This is a genomic window from Nonomuraea composti, assembly GCF_012034275.1.
Classification (GTDB): domain Bacteria; phylum Actinomycetota; class Actinomycetes; order Streptosporangiales; family Streptosporangiaceae; genus Nonomuraea; species Nonomuraea composti.
The window spans coordinates 179,824-201,287 of the sequence record NZ_JAATEP010000001.1 but is presented as its reverse complement, the minus strand read 5'-3'; the positions used below and the strand labels follow the sequence as shown (position 1 = coordinate 201,287).

General features: G+C 74.7%; 12 protein-coding genes. 9 read left to right on the top strand and 3 right to left on the bottom strand.

Annotated elements, in window-relative coordinates; all coding sequences use genetic code 11:
* Nucleotides 1–8: 8 nt before the first annotated feature.
* From HCN51_RS00900 to HCN51_RS00870, 7 genes are all read left to right on the top strand, one after another.
* Nucleotides 9–1,058 (top strand): MupA/Atu3671 family FMN-dependent luciferase-like monooxygenase, encoded by a 1,050-nt coding sequence (locus tag HCN51_RS00900; RefSeq protein ID WP_168005677.1) that lies wholly within the window; start codon nucleotides 9–11, stop codon nucleotides 1,056–1,058.
* Entirely contained in the window at nucleotides 1,055–5,671 is a 4,617-nt protein-coding gene (locus tag HCN51_RS00895) for a non-ribosomal peptide synthetase (protein WP_168005675.1), read from the top strand. The genes HCN51_RS00900 and HCN51_RS00895 overlap by 4 nt, the downstream gene beginning before the upstream one ends.
* Nucleotides 5,668–9,543 carry a non-ribosomal peptide synthetase gene (locus HCN51_RS00890; RefSeq protein WP_168005673.1) on the top strand — a complete coding sequence of 1,292 codons (3,876 nt, stop codon included), beginning with the start codon at nucleotides 5,668–5,670 and terminating at the stop codon, nucleotides 9,541–9,543. The genes HCN51_RS00895 and HCN51_RS00890 overlap by 4 nt, the downstream gene beginning before the upstream one ends.
* On the top strand, nucleotides 9,543–12,773 hold the full coding sequence (locus tag HCN51_RS00885; protein WP_168005671.1) for a non-ribosomal peptide synthetase: 3,231 nt from the start codon (nucleotides 9,543–9,545) through the stop codon (nucleotides 12,771–12,773). Before HCN51_RS00890 ends, HCN51_RS00885 begins: the two co-directional genes overlap by 1 nt.
* On the top strand, nucleotides 12,773–14,842 hold the full coding sequence (locus HCN51_RS00880) for a beta-ketoacyl synthase N-terminal-like domain-containing protein (RefSeq protein WP_168005669.1): 2,070 nt from the start codon (nucleotides 12,773–12,775) through the stop codon (nucleotides 14,840–14,842). Before HCN51_RS00885 ends, HCN51_RS00880 begins: the two co-directional genes overlap by 1 nt.
* A 62-nt stretch (nucleotides 14,843–14,904) precedes the next feature.
* A complete protein-coding gene (locus HCN51_RS00875; RefSeq protein WP_168005667.1) occupies nucleotides 14,905–16,080 on the top strand; it encodes a cytochrome P450 in 1,176 nt (391 codons plus the stop codon).
* Between the two features lie 9 nt (nucleotides 16,081–16,089).
* Nucleotides 16,090–16,473, top strand: coding sequence for a VOC family protein (locus HCN51_RS00870; RefSeq protein ID WP_168005665.1), 384 nt, complete (start codon nucleotides 16,090–16,092; stop codon nucleotides 16,471–16,473).
* 117 nt (nucleotides 16,474–16,590) lie between these two features.
* Here the strand turns inward: HCN51_RS00870 and HCN51_RS00865 are convergent, their stop codons facing one another.
* Complete coding sequence (locus tag HCN51_RS00865) at nucleotides 16,591–17,484, bottom strand: TIGR03619 family F420-dependent LLM class oxidoreductase (protein ID WP_168005663.1); 894 nt, start codon at nucleotides 17,482–17,484, stop codon at nucleotides 16,591–16,593.
* Between the two features lie 18 nt (nucleotides 17,485–17,502).
* On the opposite strand from HCN51_RS00865, the gene HCN51_RS00860 reads away from it, so the two are divergent.
* Complete coding sequence (locus HCN51_RS00860; protein ID WP_168005661.1) at nucleotides 17,503–18,357, top strand: phosphotransferase; 855 nt, start codon at nucleotides 17,503–17,505, stop codon at nucleotides 18,355–18,357.
* A gap of 59 nt (nucleotides 18,358–18,416) precedes the next feature.
* Entirely contained in the window at nucleotides 18,417–18,674 is a 258-nt protein-coding gene (locus HCN51_RS00855; RefSeq protein WP_168005659.1) for a TFIIB-type zinc ribbon-containing protein, read from the top strand.
* Between the two features lie 74 nt (nucleotides 18,675–18,748).
* Here HCN51_RS00855 and HCN51_RS00850 read toward each other — a convergent pair whose 3' ends face one another.
* Both HCN51_RS00850 and HCN51_RS00845 read right to left on the bottom strand, forming a co-directional pair.
* Nucleotides 18,749–19,738, bottom strand: coding sequence for a hypothetical protein (locus tag HCN51_RS00850; RefSeq protein WP_168005657.1), 990 nt, complete (start codon nucleotides 19,736–19,738; stop codon nucleotides 18,749–18,751).
* Between the two features lie 37 nt (nucleotides 19,739–19,775).
* Nucleotides 19,776–21,368: an ABC-F family ATP-binding cassette domain-containing protein gene (locus tag HCN51_RS00845; RefSeq protein WP_168005655.1), complete on the bottom strand. Its 1,593-nt coding sequence runs from the start codon at nucleotides 21,366–21,368 to the stop codon at nucleotides 19,776–19,778.
* Nucleotides 21,369–21,464 lie beyond the last annotated feature (96 nt).

The following is a 21,464-nucleotide window of genomic DNA, read 5'->3' as shown; positions in this document are numbered from 1 at the left end:
GCACGTCCATGGATCTCAGCGTGATGTTCTTTGGCGCCGACGACGCCGGCAGCACCGGACACGCCACGAAATATGACGACATCCTGGTCATCACCCGGGCCGCCGACCAGCTCGGCTTCAAGGCCGTCTGGACCCCCGAGCGCCACTTCCAGCAGGTGGGCCAGGTCTTCCCGAACCCGTCCCTGCTCAGCGCCGCCCTCGCCACCGTCACCGAGCGCATCCACCTGCGCGCGGGCAGCCTCGTGCTGCCCCTGCACCACCCGCTGCGGGTCGCCGAGGACTGGGCGGTGGTGGACAACCTGTCACGCGGCCGGATCGGCGTCTCGGTGGCGACGGGCTGGCACTCCAGGGACTTCGTGCTCGCCCCCGCCGCGTACGAGGACCGCAGGGCACGCGCGTTCCGCGACCTCGCGCTGCTGCGGCGGCTGTGGGCGGGCGAGGCCGCGGAGTTCACCGACGGCACCGGCGAGCAGGTCGCGGTGACCACGCAGCCGAGGCCGTACTCGGGCGCCCTGCCGCTGTGGACCACCACCTCCGGCAGCCCGCGGACGTGGGAGGCGGCCGGCCGCATGCGGACGAACATCCTCGGCGCCACCATCGGCCAGACCCGCGACGAGCTGGCCGCCAGGATCCGCCTCTACCGCGACGCCTACGCCACCGCCCCCGAGCAACCCGGCGCCCCTCCCACGGGCACGGTCACGCTCATGGCGCACACCTACGTGGCCGCCACCGACGAGGAGGCCAGAGAGCGGGCGGGCGGGCCGCTGAAGGCGTACCTGAGGTCATATGTCGCGCAGACCGCCGCGAACAAGGGGGCCCGCGCCGCCGCGCTGAGCGAGGAGCAGCTCGGGACGCTCACCGAGTTCGCCTTCCGGCGCTACCTGTCCTGGGGCAGCCTCATCGGCTCGCCGGAGACGTGCCGCAAGAGCCTGGCGGACCTGGCCGAGCTGGGCTGCGACGAGGTGGCCTGCTTCGTGGACTTCGGGCTCGGCAGGGACGACGTCCTGGCGAGCCTGCGCCGGCTGGCCGGTCTCGCTGAGGCGGGGAGGATGGCATGAGCACCGCCGACCGGTTCGCCGCGCTGAGCCCCGAGCGCCGGGTGGAGCTGCTGCGCCGCCTGGTCGAGGCGGGCCGCCTGGAGGCGGTCCCCGACATCGTGCCGCCGCGCGACCCGTCCGGCCCGGTGCGGCTCAGCCCGGCGCAGGAGGACCTGTGGGTGTACGAGTCGCTCTATCCGGACACCGCCGCGCTCAACCTGTGCTGCTCCTACCACTTCGACACCCCCGTGGACCCGGCCGACCTGGAGGCCGCGCTGACGATCGTGCAGGGGCACCACGACAGCCTGCGCATGCGGATCGCGGGCGAGGTGGGCGACCTGCGGGTGGAGTGCGCGCCGGCGGAGCCGTTCAAGCTGGAACGGCTCGACCTGCGCGGCACCGGCGTCGGCCTGCGTGAGGCGCTGCACGCCTTCAGCCGCCGCACGTTCGAGCTGAACGGCGGGCCGCTGATCAGGGGCCAGTTCATCACCGTGGACGACACGCGCGCCACGCTGGTCCTGGCGCTGCACCACATCGCGACCGACTGGTGGTCGTTCGACGTGCTGCACCGCGAGCTGACCGAGGCCTACCGCGACGTCCGCGACCGGGTGCCGCCGCGCCTGCGCAGGCCCTCCGTCCAGTACGCCGACTTCGCGTGCCGGCAGCGGGAGCTGGAGGCGGCCGGGGTGTTCGACGCCCAGCTCGCCTGGTGGCGCGACTACCTCGCGAACCCGCCCAGACCTCTCACCGTCGGCCCCGCCGTCCCCGGCCGGGGCTTCGGCGTCGAGCAGGTCGCCTTCCGGATCGACGCCCGCGTCGAGGCCGCCGTGCGCGCGCTGGCCCGGGAGCGCGGGGCCACCGTGTACGGGGTGCTGATGACGGCGTTCGCGGCCTTCGCGCACCGGCTCACCGGCGAGCCCGACCTGATCACCGGCACGCCCGTCGCCAACCGGTCCGCCAAGGGCCTGGACCGCGTCATCGGCTACGTCATGAACTCCGTCCCGGTGCGCTGGCGCATCGGCGAGCGCACGACGTTCGCGGAGCTGCTGGCCCGTTTCACCGCCGACTTCCCGCGGCTGCTCGCGCACGCCGACGTGCCCGTGGGCCGCATCGTGCGCGCGGTGGACCCGGAGCGGGTGGCCGGGCGGTCGCCGCTGTTCCAGTGGGTGTTCATGCACCTGCCGCGCCAGGAGAGCGTGGCGAGGCTGCGCGAGATCGCCGATCCCGAACGGGTGCACACGGGCGGGGAGCACGACCTGATCGGGATCGTGCGGGACGGCGACGACGGGTTCGAGGCGAGCCTGGAGATCCGGACGGACGTGTACGCGCCGGACGTCGTCCGGGCCTGGGCCGACAGCTTCACCACCCTGCTCGCCGCCCTGGTGACCGCCCCGGACGCCCCCGTCTCCGAGGCCCCGCTGGCGCCCGCCCCGTCTGTGACCGCCGCCCCCGAGATACCCGAGCCGACCACCCTGTACGGGCTGGTCTCCCGCCAGGCCGCCCGCACCCCCGGCGCCGTGGCCGTGGAGTCCGAGGACGGCCGGCTCACCTACCGGGAGCTGCTGGACCGGGCGGACCGGCTGGCCGGGGCGCTGGTGGAGCGCGGGGTGGGGCCCGAGCGGGTGGTGGCGCTGGGGCTGGGCCGGTCCTTGGCCATGGTGGTGGCGATCCTGGCGGTGCAGCGGGCCGGCGGGGCGTACCTGCCGGTCGATCTGGACGATCCGGCGGAACGGGTGGCGTACCTGATCGGGGACGCGGGAGCACACCTGCTGGTCGCCGAGCCGGACACCCTTCCCGGCCTGAACGTGGACCGCCTCACCCCTGACACCCGTTCCGAAGCTGTCACGACTTTTCCGGACATCGACCCGCGCGGTGCCGCGTGGGTGATCTACACCTCCGGTTCCAGCGGCCGCCCCAAGGGCGTCGTGGTAAGCCACGCGGGCGTCGCCTGCCTGGCGCACTCCCTGGTGACGGCGTTCGGGCTCGACGAGAGCAGCCGCGTGCTCCACCTCGGGGCGCCCACCTTCGACATCTCGATCGGCGAGCTGTGCCTGGCGTTCGGCTCCGGCGGCACGCTCGTCGTCCCGCCCGCCGGGCCGCTGGTCGGGGACGAGCTGGGGCGGGTGCTGCGGGAGCGGCGGGTCACGTTCGGGCTGATCCCTCCGGCCGTGCTCGCCACCGTGCCGCCCGGCGACTACCCCGACCTGCGCGGCCTGTCCTCCGGGGCCGACGTGTGCCCGCCCGAGCTGGTGTCCGCGTGGGCGGGCAAGGGCTTCTGGAACGCGTACGGACCCACCGAGACCACCGTCGCCGCCGGCGTCAGCGACCCCCTCACCCCGGACGGCACCCTCCCCCCGATCGGCCGCCCGCTCACCGGCACCCGCCTGTACGTCCTGGACGCCCGCCTGCGCCCCGTGCCCGTGGGGGTGCCCGGCGAGCTGTACGTGGCCGGGGCGGGGCTGGCCCGCGGCTACCTCGGCCGCCCCGGCCTCACCGCCGAACGCTTCGTCGCCGACCCGTACGGGCCGCCGGGCGAGCGCATGTACCGCACCGGCGACCTCGTCCACCGGCGTCCCGACGGGCAGCTCCAGTTCCTCGGCCGGGCCGACGACCAGGTGAAGGTACGCGGCTTCCGCATCGAACCGGCCGAGATCGAGGCGGCCCTCGCCGCGCACGGGGCGGTCGCGCGGGCAGCGGTGACCTGGCACGACGACCGCCTCATCGCCTACCTCGTCCCCTGCTCAGCCACCGGCACCGCCGGGGCCGGGATCGATGTCGGTGAGGTGCTGGCGCATGCCATGGCCACGTTGCCCGTGCACATGGTGCCGAGCGAGTTCGTGGTGCTGGCGGCGTTGCCGCTCACGTCCCGGGGCAAGCTGGACCGGGCCGCCCTGCCCGCGCCCGGCCCGCTCACCGGGACGTCACGCGAGCCCGTCACCGAACGCGAGTCGGCCCTCTGCGGGCTCTTCGCCGAGCTGCTGGGCCTGCCGGAAGTGGGTGCCGAGGACGACTTCTTCCGGCTGGGTGGCGACAGCGTCGCGGCGATCCAGCTCGTCAGCCGGGCCCGCGAGCGAGGGCTCGGGCTGACGCCGCGCGAGGTGTTCGTCGCCAGGACCCCGGCCGCGCTGGCCGCCCTGGCCCGCGCCGCTCAACGCGCCGTCACGGACTCGCCGGTCGGCCGGTTCCCGATCACGCCGATCATGCACTGGTGGCGCGAGCACGGCGGCCCGCTGGACACCTTCACCCAGTCCCTGGTGGTGCCCGTGCCGGAGGGGTGCGACGAGGAACGCGTCCGGACGGCCCTGCGCACCCTGACGGCCCGGCACGCCGCCCTGCGCATGCGCCTGCTGCGGCACTCGGACGACGACTGGGAGCTGGAGGTGCCGCCCCCGGAGGAGGCCGCCGAGGTCCCGTTCCGCAGGACGTGGCAGGAGGCCGCGTCCGGCCACGCCCAAGAGGCGGCGGAGGTCCCGCCCGACCGCGCGGGTGAGGAGGCGGTGCGGCCTGAGCCCGAGCGGGGCGCCATGCTCGCCGCCACCTGGACCGCCCCCGACCGGCTGCTGCTCACCGCCCACCACCTGGCCGTGGACGCCGTCTCCTGGCGCATCCTCGGCCCGGAACTGGCCGCCCTCCTCAACGCCCCTGCCCTGCCCGATGCCTCGCTCCTCCCCGGGAACTCCGCCCTGAGCCGGGAAATCGCCCCGGCCCCCGGGACGTCGTTCGCGCGATGGGCCCGTCTCCTGGCCGGCGAGGCGGTGCGGCCGGAGCGGGTGGTGGCCGAGCTGCCGCTGTGGGAGCGCATGGCGGCCGGCGGCGAGCCCCTCCTGAGCCCCGACCGCCCGGGCGGGCGCGCGGGCGGCCGGGCCCGTACCGTGCTGACCAGGACGCTCCCGCCCGTTCTCACCGAGCAGGCCATCACCCACCTTCCCGCCGCCTTCCGCTGCGGCCCGAACGAGGTGCTGCTCACGGCGCTGGCCATCGCCGTGACCCGGTGGCGCGGCGGGAAGGGGGTGCTGGTCGAGGTCGAGGGGCACGGGCGCGAGCCGTTCACGGACGACGTCGACCTGTCCGGCACGATCGGCTGGTTCACCGCCCAGTACCCCGTCAGCCTCGACGTCACGGGCAGCCCCGCCGACGCGCTCAAACGCGTCAAGGAGACCCTGCGCGCCATCCCGGGCGCGGGCCTCGGCCACGGACTCCTCCGCTACCTCAACCCGGACACGGCGGCCAGGCTGAGCGCGCTCCCCTCCCCCGACCTGCGTTTCAACTACCTGGGCAGGTTCGAGGGCGAGCTGGTGGGGATGCCGGACCTCCCGATGGCGTACGCGGTGGAGCTGGACGCGGTGGCCCTGACCGGCCCGGACGGCACCCGCCTGACGGCGAGCTGGTCCTACGCGGCGGAGCTCGTCGGCCACGAGCGCGTCGCGGAGCTGGCCGAGCGGTGGGAGGCGGCGCTGGCCGAGCTGGCCGCCCAGCGCGGTGAGGGCGGCGCCACCCGCTCGGACTTCCCGCTGGTCGAGCTGACCCAGAGCCAGCTCGAAGCCCTGGAGGCGGATCTGGAGGCGGATCTGGACGCGGGCCTGGACGCCGATCTGGACGCGGGCCTGGAAACGGACCTGGACGGCCGCTGGTGAGCGGCAAGCTGGCCGACGTGCTGCCGCTCTCCCCCGCGCAGGAGGGCCTGCTCTTCCACGCCCTGTACGGAGGCGGCGCCGACGCGTACGTGGTGCAGGCCAGGTTCACCGTCGAGGACGAGGCCGATCCGGCGCGGCTGCGGGCGGCGCTGGAGTCGCTGCTCGAACGTCACCCCAACCTGCGCGCCTGCTTCCGCCACAAGGGGCTCGACCGGCCGGTGCAGCTCGTCCCGCGTCGGGTGCGCGTGCCGTGGACGGAGGTGGAGCCGCCGACGGAGGCCGACCTGGAGCGGATGCTGGAGGCCGACCTGCTGCGGCCGTTCGACGTGACGCGCCCGCCGCTGGTGCGGGCCACGCTGGTGCGGCGGCGCGAGCTGGTGCTGACGATGCACCACCTGCTGGTGGACGGCTGGTCGATGCCGATCCTGGCCCGCGAGCTGGCCGCCCTGTACGCGGGCGGCCCCGCGCTGCCGCCCGCGCCCCCGTTCCGCGACTACCTGGCGTGGTTGCGCGGCCAGGACACCGGGCCGGCACTGGACGCCTGGCGTCAGGCCCTTGCCGGGCTGCCGGGGCCCACCCTGGTCAGGCCCGGGGCGGGCGCGGCGAGCGCGCGGCAGGAGGCGGTGGAGCGCGAGCTGCCCCCGGAGCTGGGCGAAGCCGTGCGGCGGCGGGCCCGCGCGGCGGGCGTGACGGTGAACACGCTCGTGCAGGCCGCCTGGGGGCTGGTGCTGGCGCGGATGACCGGGCGCGACGACGTGGTGTTCGGGGCGGTGGTGTCGGGACGTCCGCCCGAGGTGGCGGGCGTGGAGTCGATGGTGGGATTGTTCATCAACACCCTGCCGGTCCGCGTCAGGACCGACAAACCCGGCCTCCTGCGGCGGCTCCAGGACGAGCAGGCGCGGCTCACCGCCTGCCATCACGTACGCCTGGCGGACGTGCAGCGCGGCACCGGCGAGCTGTTCGACACCCTGCTCGCCTTCGAGAACTACCCGCGCGACGGCCTCTCCGAGGGCGGCGGCCTGCGCCTGACCGGCGTGCACGACGCCACCCACTACCCGCTCACGCTGACGGTGGTGGCGGGCGAACGCCTCTGGCTGCGCCTCGGCCACCGCCCCGACCTGGTGAGCCGCGCCGAGGCGGAGGCGGTTCTGGCCCGGTTCGTGCGGGCACTCGAATCCGCGGACGTGGACGGCGCCGACGTGCTCCCGCCCGAGGAGCACCGGCTGCTGTCGTCGTGGGGCGGCGCCACCGTTGAGGCGACCGACCGGCCCGAGCGAGCCGCCGGCGGGTCCGTGCCGGAGCGGTTCGCGGTGCAGGTGGCGCGGGCGCCGGACGCGGTGGCGGTCGAGCACGGCGGGCGGACGCTCACCTACGCCGAGCTGGACGCCCGCTCCGACCGGGTGGCCGCACGGCTGCGCCTGGCCCCGGAGACGCCGGTCGCGCTGCTCATGGAGCGCTCCCCCGAGCTGGTGGTGGCCGAGCTGGCGGTGCTGAAGGCGGGCGGCTGCTACGTCCCGCTGGACCCCGGGCAGCCGCAGGCCCGGCTGACGTGGCTGCTGGAGGACAGCGGGGCGCAGGTCGTCCTGACCGAGCTGGACGAGAACGACGCCCAGGCGGCGCCGACGGAACGGGACAAGAACGGGCCGCGCGAGGACGGGTCACGCGAGGACGGGTCGCGCGGAGACGGAGGCGGGTTCGGGGCGGTGGGCGTGCGGCCGGACGCCGCCGCGTACGTCATGTACACCTCCGGCTCCACCGGCACGCCCAAGGGCGTCGTCGTCACCCACGCGAACATCCTGGACCTGGCGCTCGACCACCGGTTCGCCGGGCATCACCGGGTCCTGCTGCACAGCCCGCACACCTTCGACGCCGCCACGTACGAGCTGTGGACGCCGCTGCTCAACGGCGGCACCGTCGTCATCGCCCCGCCCGGCCCGCTGCGCGCGGACACGATCGAGCAGGTCCGGCCGGACGCGGTGTGGCTGACGGCGGAGCTGTTCCGCACGCTGGCCGACCTGGCGCCGGGCACGCTCGCCGGCGTCCCGGAGATCTGGGCGGGCGGCGACGTGCTGGCCCCGGACGCGGTGGCGCGGCTGGCGCGGCGCGGGGCGCGGATCGTCAACGGGTACGGGCCCACGGAGACGACGACGTTCGCGACCAGCCACCCGGTGGGGCCTGAGCCGGGCGCCGGTCCCGTCCCGATCGGCCGCCCGCTGGACGGTATGCGCGCGTACGTCCTGGACGCCCGCCTGCGCCCCGCCCCGATCGGCACCGTCGGCGAGCTGTACCTCGCCGGGGCCGGCCTGGCCCGCGGCTACCTCGGGCGGCCGGGGCGCACGGCGGAGCGGTTCGTGGCGGATCCGTTCGCGGCGGGCGAGCGGATGTACCGGACGGGGGACCTGGCGCGGTGGACGTTCGGCGGGGTGCTGGAGTTCGCCGGGCGGGCGGACGGCCAGGTGAAGATCCGCGGGTACCGCGTGGAGCCGGGCGAGGTCGAGGCCGCCCTGGAGTCCTGCCCGGACGTGGACCGCGCCGTCGTCGTCGCGACCGGCGGCGAACCGGGCGGCTCCGGCCGCGCGGCTCCGGCGGGGCGGCGGCTGGTGGCGTACCTCGTGCTGCGCGGCGGCGGTGAGCGGCTGGAGCGGGTGCGGGGGCAGGTTGCGGGGCGGTTGCCGAAGCACCTGCTGCCCGCCCGGTACGTCCTCCTCGACCGCCTGCCCCTCAACCCGCACGGCAAGGTGGACCGCGCGGCCCTGCCCGACCCCGAGCCGCCGGCCCGCCGGCCGGCCGCCGAGCCGGGGACGCCGCGCGAGAAGGAGCTGTGCGAGCTGTTCGCCGAGGTGCTGAGCGGCACGACAGCCACAACGGCCACGACTGCGACCAGGGCCACGACTGCGCCGACGGCCCCGCCGGTTGTGGGCGCGGACACGGACTTCTTCGAGGCCGGCGGCGATTCGTTGCTGGCCATGCGGCTGACCGCCGCCATCGAGGCCAAGCTGGGCCTGCGCACCTCCATAGCCGCCCTGTTCGAGGCGCCCACCCCGGCGGCGCTGGCCGTGCGTCTCGATCGGGCCGCGCCGGAGCTGGACCTGTCGCCGCTGCTGGCCCTGCGCGAGGGGGAGGGCGGGGTGCCGTTGTTCTGTGTGCATCCGGGGCGGGGCATCGGCTGGTCCTACACGGCGCTCATCCCGCATCTCGCGCCGGGCCGTCCCGTGTACGCGCTCCAGTCGCCGGTGCTCCAGGACCCGGGTTACGTGCCGCCGGGCAGCATGCGGGAGCTGGCGGAGGACTACCTGCGACGGGTGCGGGCGGTCCGTCCTGCGGGGCCGTACCTGCTGCTGGGGCACTCCTTCGGCGGGCTGCTCGCGTACGAGATGGCCGCCCGCCTGCGCGCGGACGGGCAGGAGGTCGGGCTGGTGGCGTCGCTGGACGCGGTGCCGTGGCCGCCGGGCACGCGCGCGGACCCGGCGGACGCCGAGCAGGAGGCGCTGACGATCCTGCTGCGCACGCGCACCCTGCACCCGTACGCGCAGCCGGGGCCGTTGGAGCGGGCGCGGGTGTTCGCGGCGGTGCGCGGGAGCGAGGGGCCGCTGTCGGGGCTGGACGACGACCGGCTGTCGGCGGTGGCGGACGCGGTGGCCGGGCATCTGCGGCTGGCCGTCACCTACCGGCCGCCGCCGTTCGACGGGACGGTGCTGCTGTTCGCGGCGACGGCCCAGCCGGGCGGTCTGGCGTCCCCGGTCAAGGCGGCGCGGTGGGCGCCCGCCCGCGTGCGGGTGCACGACCTCGACTGCGGCCACAGCGACCTGTTGCGGCCCGGCCCGGCGGCCGAGATCGCGCGGGTCATCGAACCGATCCTGGGGAGTGTGTGATGGCTCCGGTCGAGTACGAGTTCCCCGTGTCGCCGGCGCAGGCCAGGATGCTGGTGCTGGACCAGCTCCACCCGGGCACCGCCCAGTACAACGTGCCCGTGGCCTTCGCCGTGCGCGGCCCCTTCGACGTGGCCGCCTTCCGTGCCGCCCTGGACGCGGTGGTGGCGCGGCACGAGTCGCTGCGCACGGTGTTCCGGCCGGCCGACGGCGCGTACGTGCAGGTCGTGGCCGCGGAGGCAAGGGCGGCGGTGCGGGTGGAGCGGGGCGTTCCCGTGTCCGCCGTGGAGGAGGTGCTGCGGGCGGAGGCGGCGGCGCCGTTCGACGTGGAGGCGGGGCCGTTGCTGCGGTGCGTCGTGTACGCGCTCGCCGACGGCAGTCACCGCGTGCTGCTCACGGCGCACCACCTGGTGTGCGACGGCTGGTCATTGCGCCTGCTCCTCCAGGAGCTCGCCGGCGCCTACCGCACAAGCGTCCGCTCGGGCAACCTTCTCGGCAGCCCTCCGGACGGTCTCCCAGGCGGCCTCCTGCCCGAGCCGCCCGCCCTGCAGTACGCCGACTATGCCGCCTGGCAGCGATCCCGCCTCGACGCGCACGCCCTGGACGGATCCGTCGCGTACTGGGCGGGCGCGCTCGCCGACGTCCCCAGGACGCTGGCGCTGCCCACGGACCGGCCCCGCCCGGCCGTGCAGTCCACGGCGGGCGGCGTGCACCGGCTCGACCTGCCGCCGGACCTCCGGCGCCGCCTGGCGGAGGTCGCGGCCGAGCGGACCGCGACCCCGTTCACCGCCGTGTTCGCCGCGTTCGCCGCCTTCCTGGCCAGGATCACGGGGCAGCGGGACTTCGTGGTGGGCGTGCCGGTCGCGGGCCGCGACCATCCGGACGTCCAGGGCATGATCGGCCTGCTGGCCAACACGCTGGCGGTGCGGGCGGACGTGGCGGGCGAGCCGTCGTTCCTGGACCTCGTGACCCGGGTACGGGACCGCCTCATGGAGTCGCACCCGCACCAGGAGGCCCCGTTCGAGGCGGTGGTCGAGGCGCTGGCCCCGGGCAGGCAGCTCAGCCACGACCCGCTCGTGCAGGTGATGCTGGCCTACGACGACGACGCGCCGCTCCGGCTCGACCTGCCCGGCGCCGTCACCGAGCGTATGGAGCTGCTGCTCGACGACGCCAAGTTCGACCTGCTCCTGAACGTGCAGCGGGACGGCGACGGCCTGGCCGCCCACTTCGTGCACCGGGCGGACCTGTTCGAGGCGGCCACGGTCCGCCACTGGGCGCGCGCCTTCGAGGCCCTGCTGCACGCCCTGCTCGACCGCCCTGACCTGCCCGTGACCGCCCACGACCTCCTCCCGGCCGCCGAGCGCCGCCGCGTACTCCATGGCTGGAACCGCACCGCCGCCCCTGCCCCCGCCGAGCTGGTCCCCGACCTGGTGGCCGGCCGCGCCGCCGAGCGGCCCGACGCGACCGCGCTGGTGTGCGGCGCGGTCAGGCTCACCTACCGGGAGCTGCTGGAACGCGCCGACGAGCTGGCCGCGCGGCTGCGCGCGGCGGGCGTCGGCCCCGAGGTGCCCGTGGGGCTCTGCCTGGCCAGGGGCGTCGAGATGGTGGTGGCCGCGCTGGCGGTGCTGCGGGCGGGCGGCGCGTACGTCCCGCTGGACCCCGGCCATCCGGAGACGAGGCTGCGGTTCATGGTCGAGGACGCCGGGGTGCGGCTGCTGATCGCCGACGGGCCGAAGGACCTCGGGGTACCGGTGGCCGCCGGCGGGCCGATCCCGTCCATCGGCCCGGTGCTCGACGCCCGCCCCGCCCCGGCGAACACGGCGTACGTCCTGTACACCTCCGGCTCCACCGGCCGCCCCAAGGGCGTCGCGGTCGAGCACCGCGCGCTGCTGAACCTCGCCACCGCCGTCCGCGCCCGCTTCCCCGTCACGGGCGAGGACCGGGTGCTGCAATACGTGTCGTTCGGGTTCGACGTGGCCGTGTCCGACCTGTTCTTCGCGTTCGTGGCCGGGGCGGAGCTGCACGTGGCGGCCGAGGACGAGCGGCTCGGCGAGGACCTGTACGCCCGCCTGCGCGACTCCCGGATCACCTACGCGTTCCTGCCGCCGTCGGCCGCCATGTCGCTGCCGTGCCCGCCGGACGCGCTGCCCGACCTGCGCACGCTGGCCATCGGCGGGGAGGCGTGCCCGCCCGAGCTGGTGCAGCGCTGGGCGACGCCACGGCGGCGGGTCGTGGACGCGTACGGGCCGAGCGAGAACACCGTGTACTCCACCACGGCCGACCTGGCCCGGGGGCGGCCCGTGGTGATCGGCCGGCCGGTGCCGAACACGCGCGCGTACGTGCTGGACGAGCGGCTGCGGCCGGTGCCGGTCGGCGTGACCGGCGAGATCTACGTGGCGGGGGCGAGCCTGGCCCGCGGGTACGCCAACCGGCCGGGGCTGACCGCCGAGCGGTTCGTGGCCGACCCGTTCGGGCCGCCGGGCGAGCGCATGTACCGCACCGGCGACCTCGGCCGATACGACGCCGACGGGGTGCTGTCGTACCTGGGACGGGTGGACACGCAGGTCAAGCTGCGCGGCTTCCGCGTCGAGCTGGGCGAGATCGAGACCGTCCTGGCCGCGCACCCGGGCGTGGCGGTGGCGGCGGCGGCCGTGCGCGGGGACCGCCTGGCCGTGTACGCGGTGCCCGCCCAGGTGCCGGGCGGGGAGGCTGCCGGCGGGCGGGTGCCCACCGTGGCCGAGGTGCGGGCCTGGCTGGGGGCGCGGCTGCCCGGTTACATGGTGCCGGACGCGGTCGTGTTCGTACCGGAGCTGCCGGTCAGCACGTCCGGCAAGCTCGACAGGGGGCGGCTGCCGGAGCCGCCGCTCACCCGTCCCGACCTGGACAGCCCGTACGTCGCCCCGGTCACCGCCACCGAGCGGCGGATCGCCGAGGTGTGGGCGGCGGCGCTCGACCTGACCCAGGTGGGCCTGCACGACAACTTCTTCGACCTGGGCGGCAACTCGATCCGGCTGCTCGCCGTCCTCGCGGCGCTGCGCGAGCGCGGCGAGGACGGCGGGCTGAAGCTGGTGGACCTGTTCCGGCACCCCACGGTCGCGGCGCTGGCCGCCCGCCTGGACGGCACCGGCGCGAACGGGAGCACGGGCGGAGAGCTGGGCGAGTCCAGGCGGCGGGGGCAGGGCAGGCGCGAACGGCTGGCCGCCCGCAGGAGCACGCAGAGAGGCGAGAAGTGATGAGCGATGTACCGGCGGTGGCGATCGTAGGGATGAGCGGCCGTTTCCCGGGGGCTCGTGACCTGGACGAGCTCTGGCGCAACCTCCTCGACGGCGTCTGCTCGGTCGCGGACTTCACCGAGGACGAACTGCTCGCGGCCGGGGTGGACCCCGCCGAGCTGCGCGGGCCCGGGTACGTGGCGTCGAAGGGGTTCCTGGCGGAGGCGGACCGGTTCGAGCACGAGCTGTTCGGCTTCAACGCCACCGAGGCGGCGGCGCTCGACCCGCAGCACCGGCAGCTCCTGGAGACGGCGTGGGCGGCGCTGGAGGACGCCGGGCACGACCCGCGCCGCACCCTGCTGCGCACCGGCGTGTACGTGGGCGGCGGGCCGAGCGAGCACGCCGTCGCCGCCCAGGTGGACGGGCGGCTGCGGGCCCGGCTGGGGCCGATGCACGTGCGGGTGTTCACCGACCGGGAGTTCATGGCGGGCTGGCTGTCGTACCGGCTGGGGCTGACCGGGCCGAGCATGACCGTCCAGACGGGCTGCTCGACGTCGCTGGCCACGGTGCACGTGGCGGTGCAGGCGTTGCTGAGCGGGGAGTGCGACCTGGCGCTGGCGGGCGGGGTGTCCATCGACTCGCCGTACCCGCGCGGCTACGTGTACGAGCCCGGCGGCATCTCCTCCCCCGACGGGCGGTGCCGTCCCTTCGACGAGAAGGCGGCGGGCACGGTCGGCGGCGACGGGGTCGGGCTGGTGGTGCTCCGCCGGCTGGAGGACGCGGTGGCGGACGGGGACGCGATCCACGCCGTCATCCGGGGCACGGCGGCCGGCAACGACGGCTCCGGCCGGGTCGGTTTCACCGCGCCCGGGGTCGCCGGGCAGACCTCGACCATCGCCGAGGCGTGGGCGGCGGCGGGCCTGGACCCGGCGGACGCCCAGTTCCTCGAAGCCCACGGCACGGGCACCGACCTGGGCGACCGCATCGAGGTCACGGCCGCCACGGAAGCCTTCCAGGGTGCGCGGGGGTGCGCGATCGGGTCGGTGAAGTCCAACCTCGGGCACCTGAACGCGGCCGCCGGCGTGGCCGGGCTGATCAAGGCGGCGCTGATGCTGCGGCACCGCACGATGGTCCCCACCGTGAACGTCACCCGCCCGCACCCGGACCTCGCCCTCGACGACACCCCGTTCCGCCTGCTCACCCGGGTCGAGCCGTGGGAACGCCCGCCGTCGGGAGGGCCGCGGCTGGCGGGGGTGTCGTCGCTGGGCATCGGCGGCACGAACGTCCACGTGGTGCTGGAGGAACCCCCCGAGCCCCCCGCCACCGGCCCGGCTGATGCGGGCGAGGCGCTGCCTTCCGTGGCGATGTCGTCCGTGGCAGCGCCGTCTTTGGTGCTGCCGCTGTCGGCGCGGACGAGGCCGCAGCTCGCCGCCGCCGCCCGCCGCCTGGCCGCCGCGCTGCGGGCGCCGGGCGCGCCCCCGCTGGCCGACGTCGCCCACACGCTCGCGCACGGCCGCGCCGCTTTGGACGCCCGCGCCTGCGTGACCGCCACCACCCACGAGAACGCCGCCACCGCCTTGGACGCCCTCGCCACCGCCCTCGACACGGGCCGGCCACTCGACCCGGGCCAAGCGGGACAGGGGGCGGACACGGGAATCGATGCCGTCGCGGCGGCGTGGACGGCAGGGCAGGAGGTGACCTGGCCCGGCACCGGCGGCCACCGTGCCCACCTGCCCACGTACCCCTTCGCCGGCCCCCGCCACGGCGCCCTCACCCTGCGCCCGGCACAGTCCCCGGAAGAGCGGCCCGGCCAGGACGCCGGCACGGAGACGGCCGTGACCGAGCTGTTCCGCACCACCCTGGCCCTGGAAGGCGACCACGACCTCGACCGCACGTACTTCGCGGCCGGCGGCGACTCCCTGACCGCCGTCTTCCTGGTCAGCGAGCTACGCGACCGCTTCGCCCTGGAGGTCCCCATCGAGCTGTTCCTCACCGAACGCCCTTTGCGCGAGCTGATCGCGCGGGCCGTCCACGGCGACGCCGAGGAGGAGGACCTGCTGGGCGACCTCCTCGACGAGTTCGAGCGATGAGCCGACGAGCCGATGAGCCGGCGAGCCGAGCCGATGGGTCGAGCCGAGGGGTCGATGAGCCGATGAGACCTCAGCCGGATCCCGCCGTCCTCGACGGCCTGGACCTCCTCGACCCCCACCTGCACGCCTCCTACGACCTCACCCCCCTCTGGCGCAGGCTGCGCGCCACCGACCCGGTGCGCAGGCACGACCGCTTCTGGAGCGTCACCCGGCACGCCGACGTCCTGCGCGTCGTCCGGGACCCGGACACGTTCACCTCGCTCAAGGGGAACATGCTCCGCACCCTCCTGCGCGGCCACGACCCGGGCGCGGGCAGGATGCTGGTGGTCACGGACGGCCCCAGGCACACCGCCCTGCGCCGCGTCCTCACCCCCGGATTCGGCCCCCGTACGCTCGGCCCGGTCACCCGCTCGATCACCGAGGCCACCCGCGACCTGCTCGGGGCCCTGGTCAGGGCGGGCGGCGGCGACTTCGTCGCGGAGGTGGCCGCGCAGGTGCCGCTGCGGGCGATCTGCGAGCTGCTCGGCGTCCCCGAGCGGGACCGGCGGCGCGTGCTGGAGCTGACCGCGCAGGCGATGCTCGGCGACGAGGGCGCCGGCCTGGAGGCGAGGATGGCGCAGAGCGAGATCCTGCTCTACTACACCCGCCTGGCGGCCGAGCGCGGCTCCGCCCCCGGCGACGACGTCATCAGCCTGCTCGTCTCGGCCGGCCTCACCGAGGAGGAGGTGCTGCTCAACTGCTACAACCTGATCATCGGCGGGGACGAGACGGCCCGGCTGGCGCTGGCCGGCGGGGTGCTGGCGCTGGCCACGTACGAGAAGGAATGGGCGCGGCTGCGCGCGGACCCCGGCCTGGTCGAGCCGGCCACGGAGGAGATCCTGCGCTGGACGACCCCGGCCGCGCACGTGGGGCGGGTCGCCACGCGCGCGGCCGACGTGGGCGGGCGGCGCATCGAGGAGGGCGAGGTGGTGGCGTTGTGGACCGTGTCGGCCAACCGCGACGAGACGGTCTTCGACGACCCCGACCGCTTCGACGTGGGCAGGCAGCCGAACCGGCACCTCACCTTCGGCCACGGCCCGCACTTCTGCCTGGGCGCCCAGCTCGCCCGTGCCGAGATCAGGGCGCTGCTGGCCGAGCTGCGGGCGACGGTGACGCGGATCGAGGTGACGGGCCCGGTGACGTGGCTGCCGTCGAACTTCGTGAGCGGCGTCGCGACACTGCCCGTGGCGCTGACGTAGCCTGCAACCATGTCCGTCCATCTCAACCACACCATCATGCCGGCCAGGGACAGAGACGCGACCGCCGCCTTCCTCGTCGAGCTCCTGGGTCTGGAGCCGGCGCCGGAGTACGGCCCGTTCCGGGTCGTCGAGCTGGGCAACGACGTGTCCATCGACGTCGTGCAGGCCGACGGCGACCTGCCGTCGCTGCACTACGCGTTCCTGGTGAGCGAGGACGAGTTCGACCAGATCTGGGGCCGGATCAAGGAGCGCGGGCTGACGTACTGGGCCGATCCGTACCACCGGCGGGAGGGCCAGATCAACACCAACGACGGCGGGCGCGGCCTCTACTGGTCCGACCCCAACGGCCACAACCTGGAGATCATCACCGTGCCGTACGGCGGCGGCGCCTAGCACGCCGAAGCCCCGGGGCGGTCATGGCACGAACGCCCCGGCGGCGCGGCGGACGCCCGACCGCCCAGCAGCGCCAAGGGCGCCCGGCGGCCCGGCAGCGTTGAGGGCGCCCGGCGGTCAGGACGCGGGTGCCAGTGCCTCCAGCGCCTCCTCGGCCCGGCGCATCGCCTCCTTCGCGCCGGCCTCCGGGATCTCGCGGTCGAAGTTGAGGTCGTGGAACACCTCCGTGACCCCGCGCGCCGCCAGCGCCTCGACATCGCGCCTGATCTTGTCGTACGTGCCGGTCAGCGGCCGGTCCTCGTCGTGCGCCCGCACCTGCGTGGACCCCCGGCACACGAACCGGAACGCGCTCGCGTCCCGGCCGGCGGCGGCCAGCTCGGACTTGAGCAGCTCGACCCGCGCGGCGATGGAGGCCAGGTCCTCCCGGCTGGAGCTGACCCACCCGTCGCCGAGCCGCGCGGCCCGCCGCAACGCGACGTCGGCGGTGCCGCCCAGCAGGATCGGCGGCGGCCCCGGCTGCGGCTTGGGATCGATGTGCGCGGCCGGCACCCGGTAGAACTCGCCGTGGTGCTCCACCACGTCGTCGTTCCACGCCTTGCGCAGCACCTCGACGAACTCCTCGCCCCTGCGCCCGCGCCGCGCCATGTCGACCCCGGTCGCCTCGAACTCCTCCGGCAACCACCCCAGCCCGATCCCGGCGCTCACCCGCCCGCCGGAGAGCGTCTGCAGCGTGGCGAGCTGCTTGGCCAGGACGACGGGCTGCACGTACGCGTTGATCACCGCGACGCCGAGCCGGATCCGGCTGGTCACGGCCGAGACGTGGGCGAGCGTGACGATCGGGTCGTGCACGGCCCGGTAGGTGGCTCCCATGGGGTGCCCGACCGGGTAGAGCAGCCGCTGGAACGTCCAGAGCTCGTGATAGCCGAGCTCCTCGGCCCGGACGGCGATACGGCGCAGGTTCTCAGGTGTGGCCCATGGCCCTGACACGGGCACGGCGAAACCGACTCTCATGCCACTTAGTCTGTACGAGTGGGTCTTGAAGCGGAGCTGGCGGGTATCGCCAAGGCGTACGGCGGCACGGGTGAGCCCGTGTTACACCCGACGCGTACGGACGTCGTCGTGTTACGCATGGGCGAGGTCGTCGTGAAGGCCCATTCGGCGCGCGACGACGCCGAGTCGTTGCGGCCGAGGTTGCGGGCCGCCGCGTCGGCCGCGGTGAGCGGGGTGATGCTGGCGCCGCTGGAGCCCGAGGTGCTGGCGGCGGGCGGCCGGGCGGTGACGGTGTGGCCGGCGGGGCGGCCGGTGTCGCATGACGATCCCGGCTCGGCACCGTGGGAGGAGGGGGCCCGGCTGCTGGCCCGGCTGCATGCCGTTCCGCTGACGCTGGTGCCCGCCTTGCCGCCCGCGGGCGGGCCGGCGCGGGCCGCCCGGGCGGTGGGGCGCATGACGGGTGACGGGCCGGTGGAGGAGCTGGTCAGGCGGGCGTTCAAGGAGTTGCCTGACGCGGCGCCGGTGCCGGGGCTGCTCACGCACGGTGACTGGCATCTCGGGCAGCTCGTGCACCGTGATCGATGGCTGCTCATCGATGTGGACGATCTCGGGGTCGGTGATCCGGCGTGGGATCTGGCGCGGCCGGCCGCCTGGTACGCGGCGGGGCTGCTCGAACCGGCCGTGTGGGAGCGCTTCCTCGGGGCGTACCTCGCGTCGGGCGGGCCGGCGCTCGGGCAGGGCGACGATCCGTGGGCGCGGCTCGATCTGCCGGCCCGCGCGCTGACCGTTCAGCTCGCCGCCGTGGCCGTGATGAACGCCGAGAGCGAGGGCCGGGAACTCGACGAGGTGGAGCACTCGTTAATCGAATCGTGCAACAGAATCGTCCGAGCATGACGGGGGTTGCGCGCGGTAGGTTTCACCCTGAAACCTCGAAGTCAAGGAGAGCGACTTAGATGCAGTGCCCCAAGTGCCGCGGGAACATGCGGACCTATGAGCGCAACGGCGTCCACATCGAGCAGTGTGACAACTGCCGCGGGATCTTCCTCGACTACGGCGAGCTGGAGACCCTGACCCGGATGGAGTCGCAGTACCACGCGGCTCCCCCGCCGCCCCCCGCCCCCGGCCCGGCCTGGGGTGCGCCGCACCACGGCGGCGGCCACTACGGCCACCACCGTCAGCGCAGCTGGGTGGGCATGCTCTTCTCCACCTGATCCGATCTGCTTGACACAAGAGGGCCGCGCACCGGTGGGGTGCGCGGCCCTCGCCGTGCAAAAGGCGTGCGGGGTCAGCCCGGGAAGTCGTCCGGGTCCACCTCCGAGGTGCGGACGTTGCCCCCGGAGATGGAGTGCAGGGTGATCCGCCAGTCGTGCCAGAGGATCTGCGTGGCGGTGAACGTGGTCTTGAACTTCACCGTCTTCTCGAACCGCTCGAAGCTGCAGTTGCGGGTGAACGCCTTGTTCTTGCCGTCCCAGTCGGCCCCGTGCGTGAAGTAGATCTTGTAGCTGCCGTCGCGCACGCCCTTGACCTTGAACTTCGCCTTCTTGCGCACGTACACGCTGAAGACCTTGCTCTTGCCCTTGACCACGGTGACCACGGCGTCGAGGGTTCCGCCGTTGTCGATCTCCAGGGAGCTGCGCCCGTTCAGCGTGCTCCTGCGGATGAACGAGCCGTTGCTGAGCCGCCGGCTCTGCCGCTTGCCCGCCTTGACGGACACGACGTCGGCCGGGTAGTCGCCGGCGCTCTGCAGCGCCTTGCCGGCCTCGTCGAGGGCGTCGAGCTTGTCGCCGAGGTCGGCGAGCACGGCGGAGGAGGTGCACAGGTCGTGGGCGCCGACCTTGCCGGAGGTGGCGCCCAGCTCGGTGGCGACGTCGCGCAGGCTGGTCACGTACGTCTCGTGCTGGGCGCGCACGGCCTCGGGCGGGGTGAGGGCGGACAGGGCGTCGGCGGCGCCGGCCAGCTCCTCCTCGGCCCGCCCCACCCGCTGGTCGAGCGCCTTGAGCCCGCGCGCCCCCGCCAGTGCGGTGATCGCGTCGGTCATCGCCTTCTTGCGGCTCTCCAGCTCGCTCTTGTACGCCTCGGGCGTCAGCGCGGCCGTGGTCGGGCCGCCGGTGCTGCTCTCTCCGGGCCCCGTCTGCGGGACGGCGCCGTCGCCGCCGGCGACGCCCGTGACCCTGGGCTCGCCGCCGGTCGGGGACAGCCCTCCGGAGGAGCACGCGCCGAGGGTGGTGAGCGTCGCCAGAACGAGAACGCTGGAGATCAGCCGGGGTGTAGCCACCTGCCACACTATCGCCGGGTTGATCCCCAACCGTCAATTACGATTCGGTCAGTCCCTCCTCCCGATCCTGCCGCAGCCAGCGGGTGATGCCGAGCGTCTCCAGGAACGGCAGGTCGTGGCTGGCCACGATGAGCGCGCCCCGGTAGGCGGCCAGCGCCTGGGAGAGCTGGCGGACGCTGGCCATGTCGAGGTTGTTGGTCGGCTCGTCGAGCAGGAGCAGCTGCGGCGGCGGCTCGGCCGACAGCAGCGCGGCCAGCGTGGCGCGGAAGCGTTCACCGCCGGACAGCGTGCCGGCGGCCTGGTTGGCCCGTTCGCCGCGGAACAGGAAGCGGGCCAGGCCGGCACGTACGTCGTTCACGGACGCGGAGGGCGCGACGGCCCGCACGTTGTCCAGCACGCTCAGCCGGTCGTCGAGCAGGTCGAGCCGCTGGGGCAGATAGCGGACGGGCACGTGGGCGCCGTGCTCGACGATGCGCCGCAGCAGCGTGGTCTTGCCCGACCCGTTGGGCCCGAGCAGCGCGATCCGTTCCGGCCCGCGCACGACCAGCGTCTCCAGCACCACGGCCGCGCTCTCCTCGCCCGTGCGGCGCGGCGGGTCCAGCGGGAGGGTGAGCACCGTGCGGCCCGCAGGCACCTCCGTGCCGGGGAGCTGGATGCGGATCTCGGCGTCGTCCCGCACGGCCTGCTCGGCCTCGGTGAGCCGCTCGCGGGCCTCCTCCAGCTTCTCCATGTGCAGGGCCCGCTGCTTGCCGGCGCTCACCTGGGCCTTGCCCTTGAGCGTGTTCGCGACGATCTTCGGTACCTTCTTGTTCTCGAACGCCTTCCTCCCGTTGCGCAGGCCGCGGTCGATCCTGGTCCTGGCCTCGATGAGCTCGCGCTGCTGGCGCCGCACCTCGCCCTCGGCGGTGCGGACGGAGCGCTCGGCCGCCTCCTGCTCGGCGGCGACCTGCTCCTCGTACGCGCTGAGGTTGCCGCCGTACATGCGCACGGAGCCGTCGCGCAGCTCGGCGATCTGGTCGACCAGCTCCAGCAGCGCCCGGTCGTGGCTGACGACGAGCAGCACCCCTTGCCAGGCGGCGACGGTGGCGTGGAGCCGGTGGCGCGCATCCAGGTCGAGGTTGTTGGTGGGCTCGTCGAGCAGCAGCACGTCGGGCCGTTTGAGCAGCTGCGCGGCGAGCGCGACCATGATGGTCTCGCCGCCGGACAGGGTGGCGACCGTGCGGTCGAGGCCGAGGTGGCCGAGCCCGAGCCGGTCCAGCTCGGCGCGGGCGCGCTCCTCGACGTCCCAGTCGTCGCCGACGGCGGTGAAGTGCTCCTCGGCGACGTCGCCGCGCTCGATGGCGTGCAGCGCGGCCCGGGTGCGGCTGATCTCCAGCAGGTCCGACACGGTACGGCGGGCGCCGAGCGGCACGTTCTGGGGCAGGTAGCCGACCACGCCCGAGACGGACACGGATCCGGACCGGGCGTCCAGCTCGCCCGCGATGATCTTGAGCAGGGTGGACTTGCCCGACCCGTTGACCCCGATGAGCCCGGTACGTCCGGCGGGGAAGGCGGCGTCGAGCCGGTCGAGCACGGTGGTGCCGTCGGGCCAGGCGAAGGAGACGTGATCGACGACAATGGAATAAGGCATAAGGCGGTTCCCATCACAAAAATCGAAATTTCGTGACTTGGCGGGAATCACCGCATACATGCGCGACACGCGGGAACTCGGAGTCGGAGTCCACGG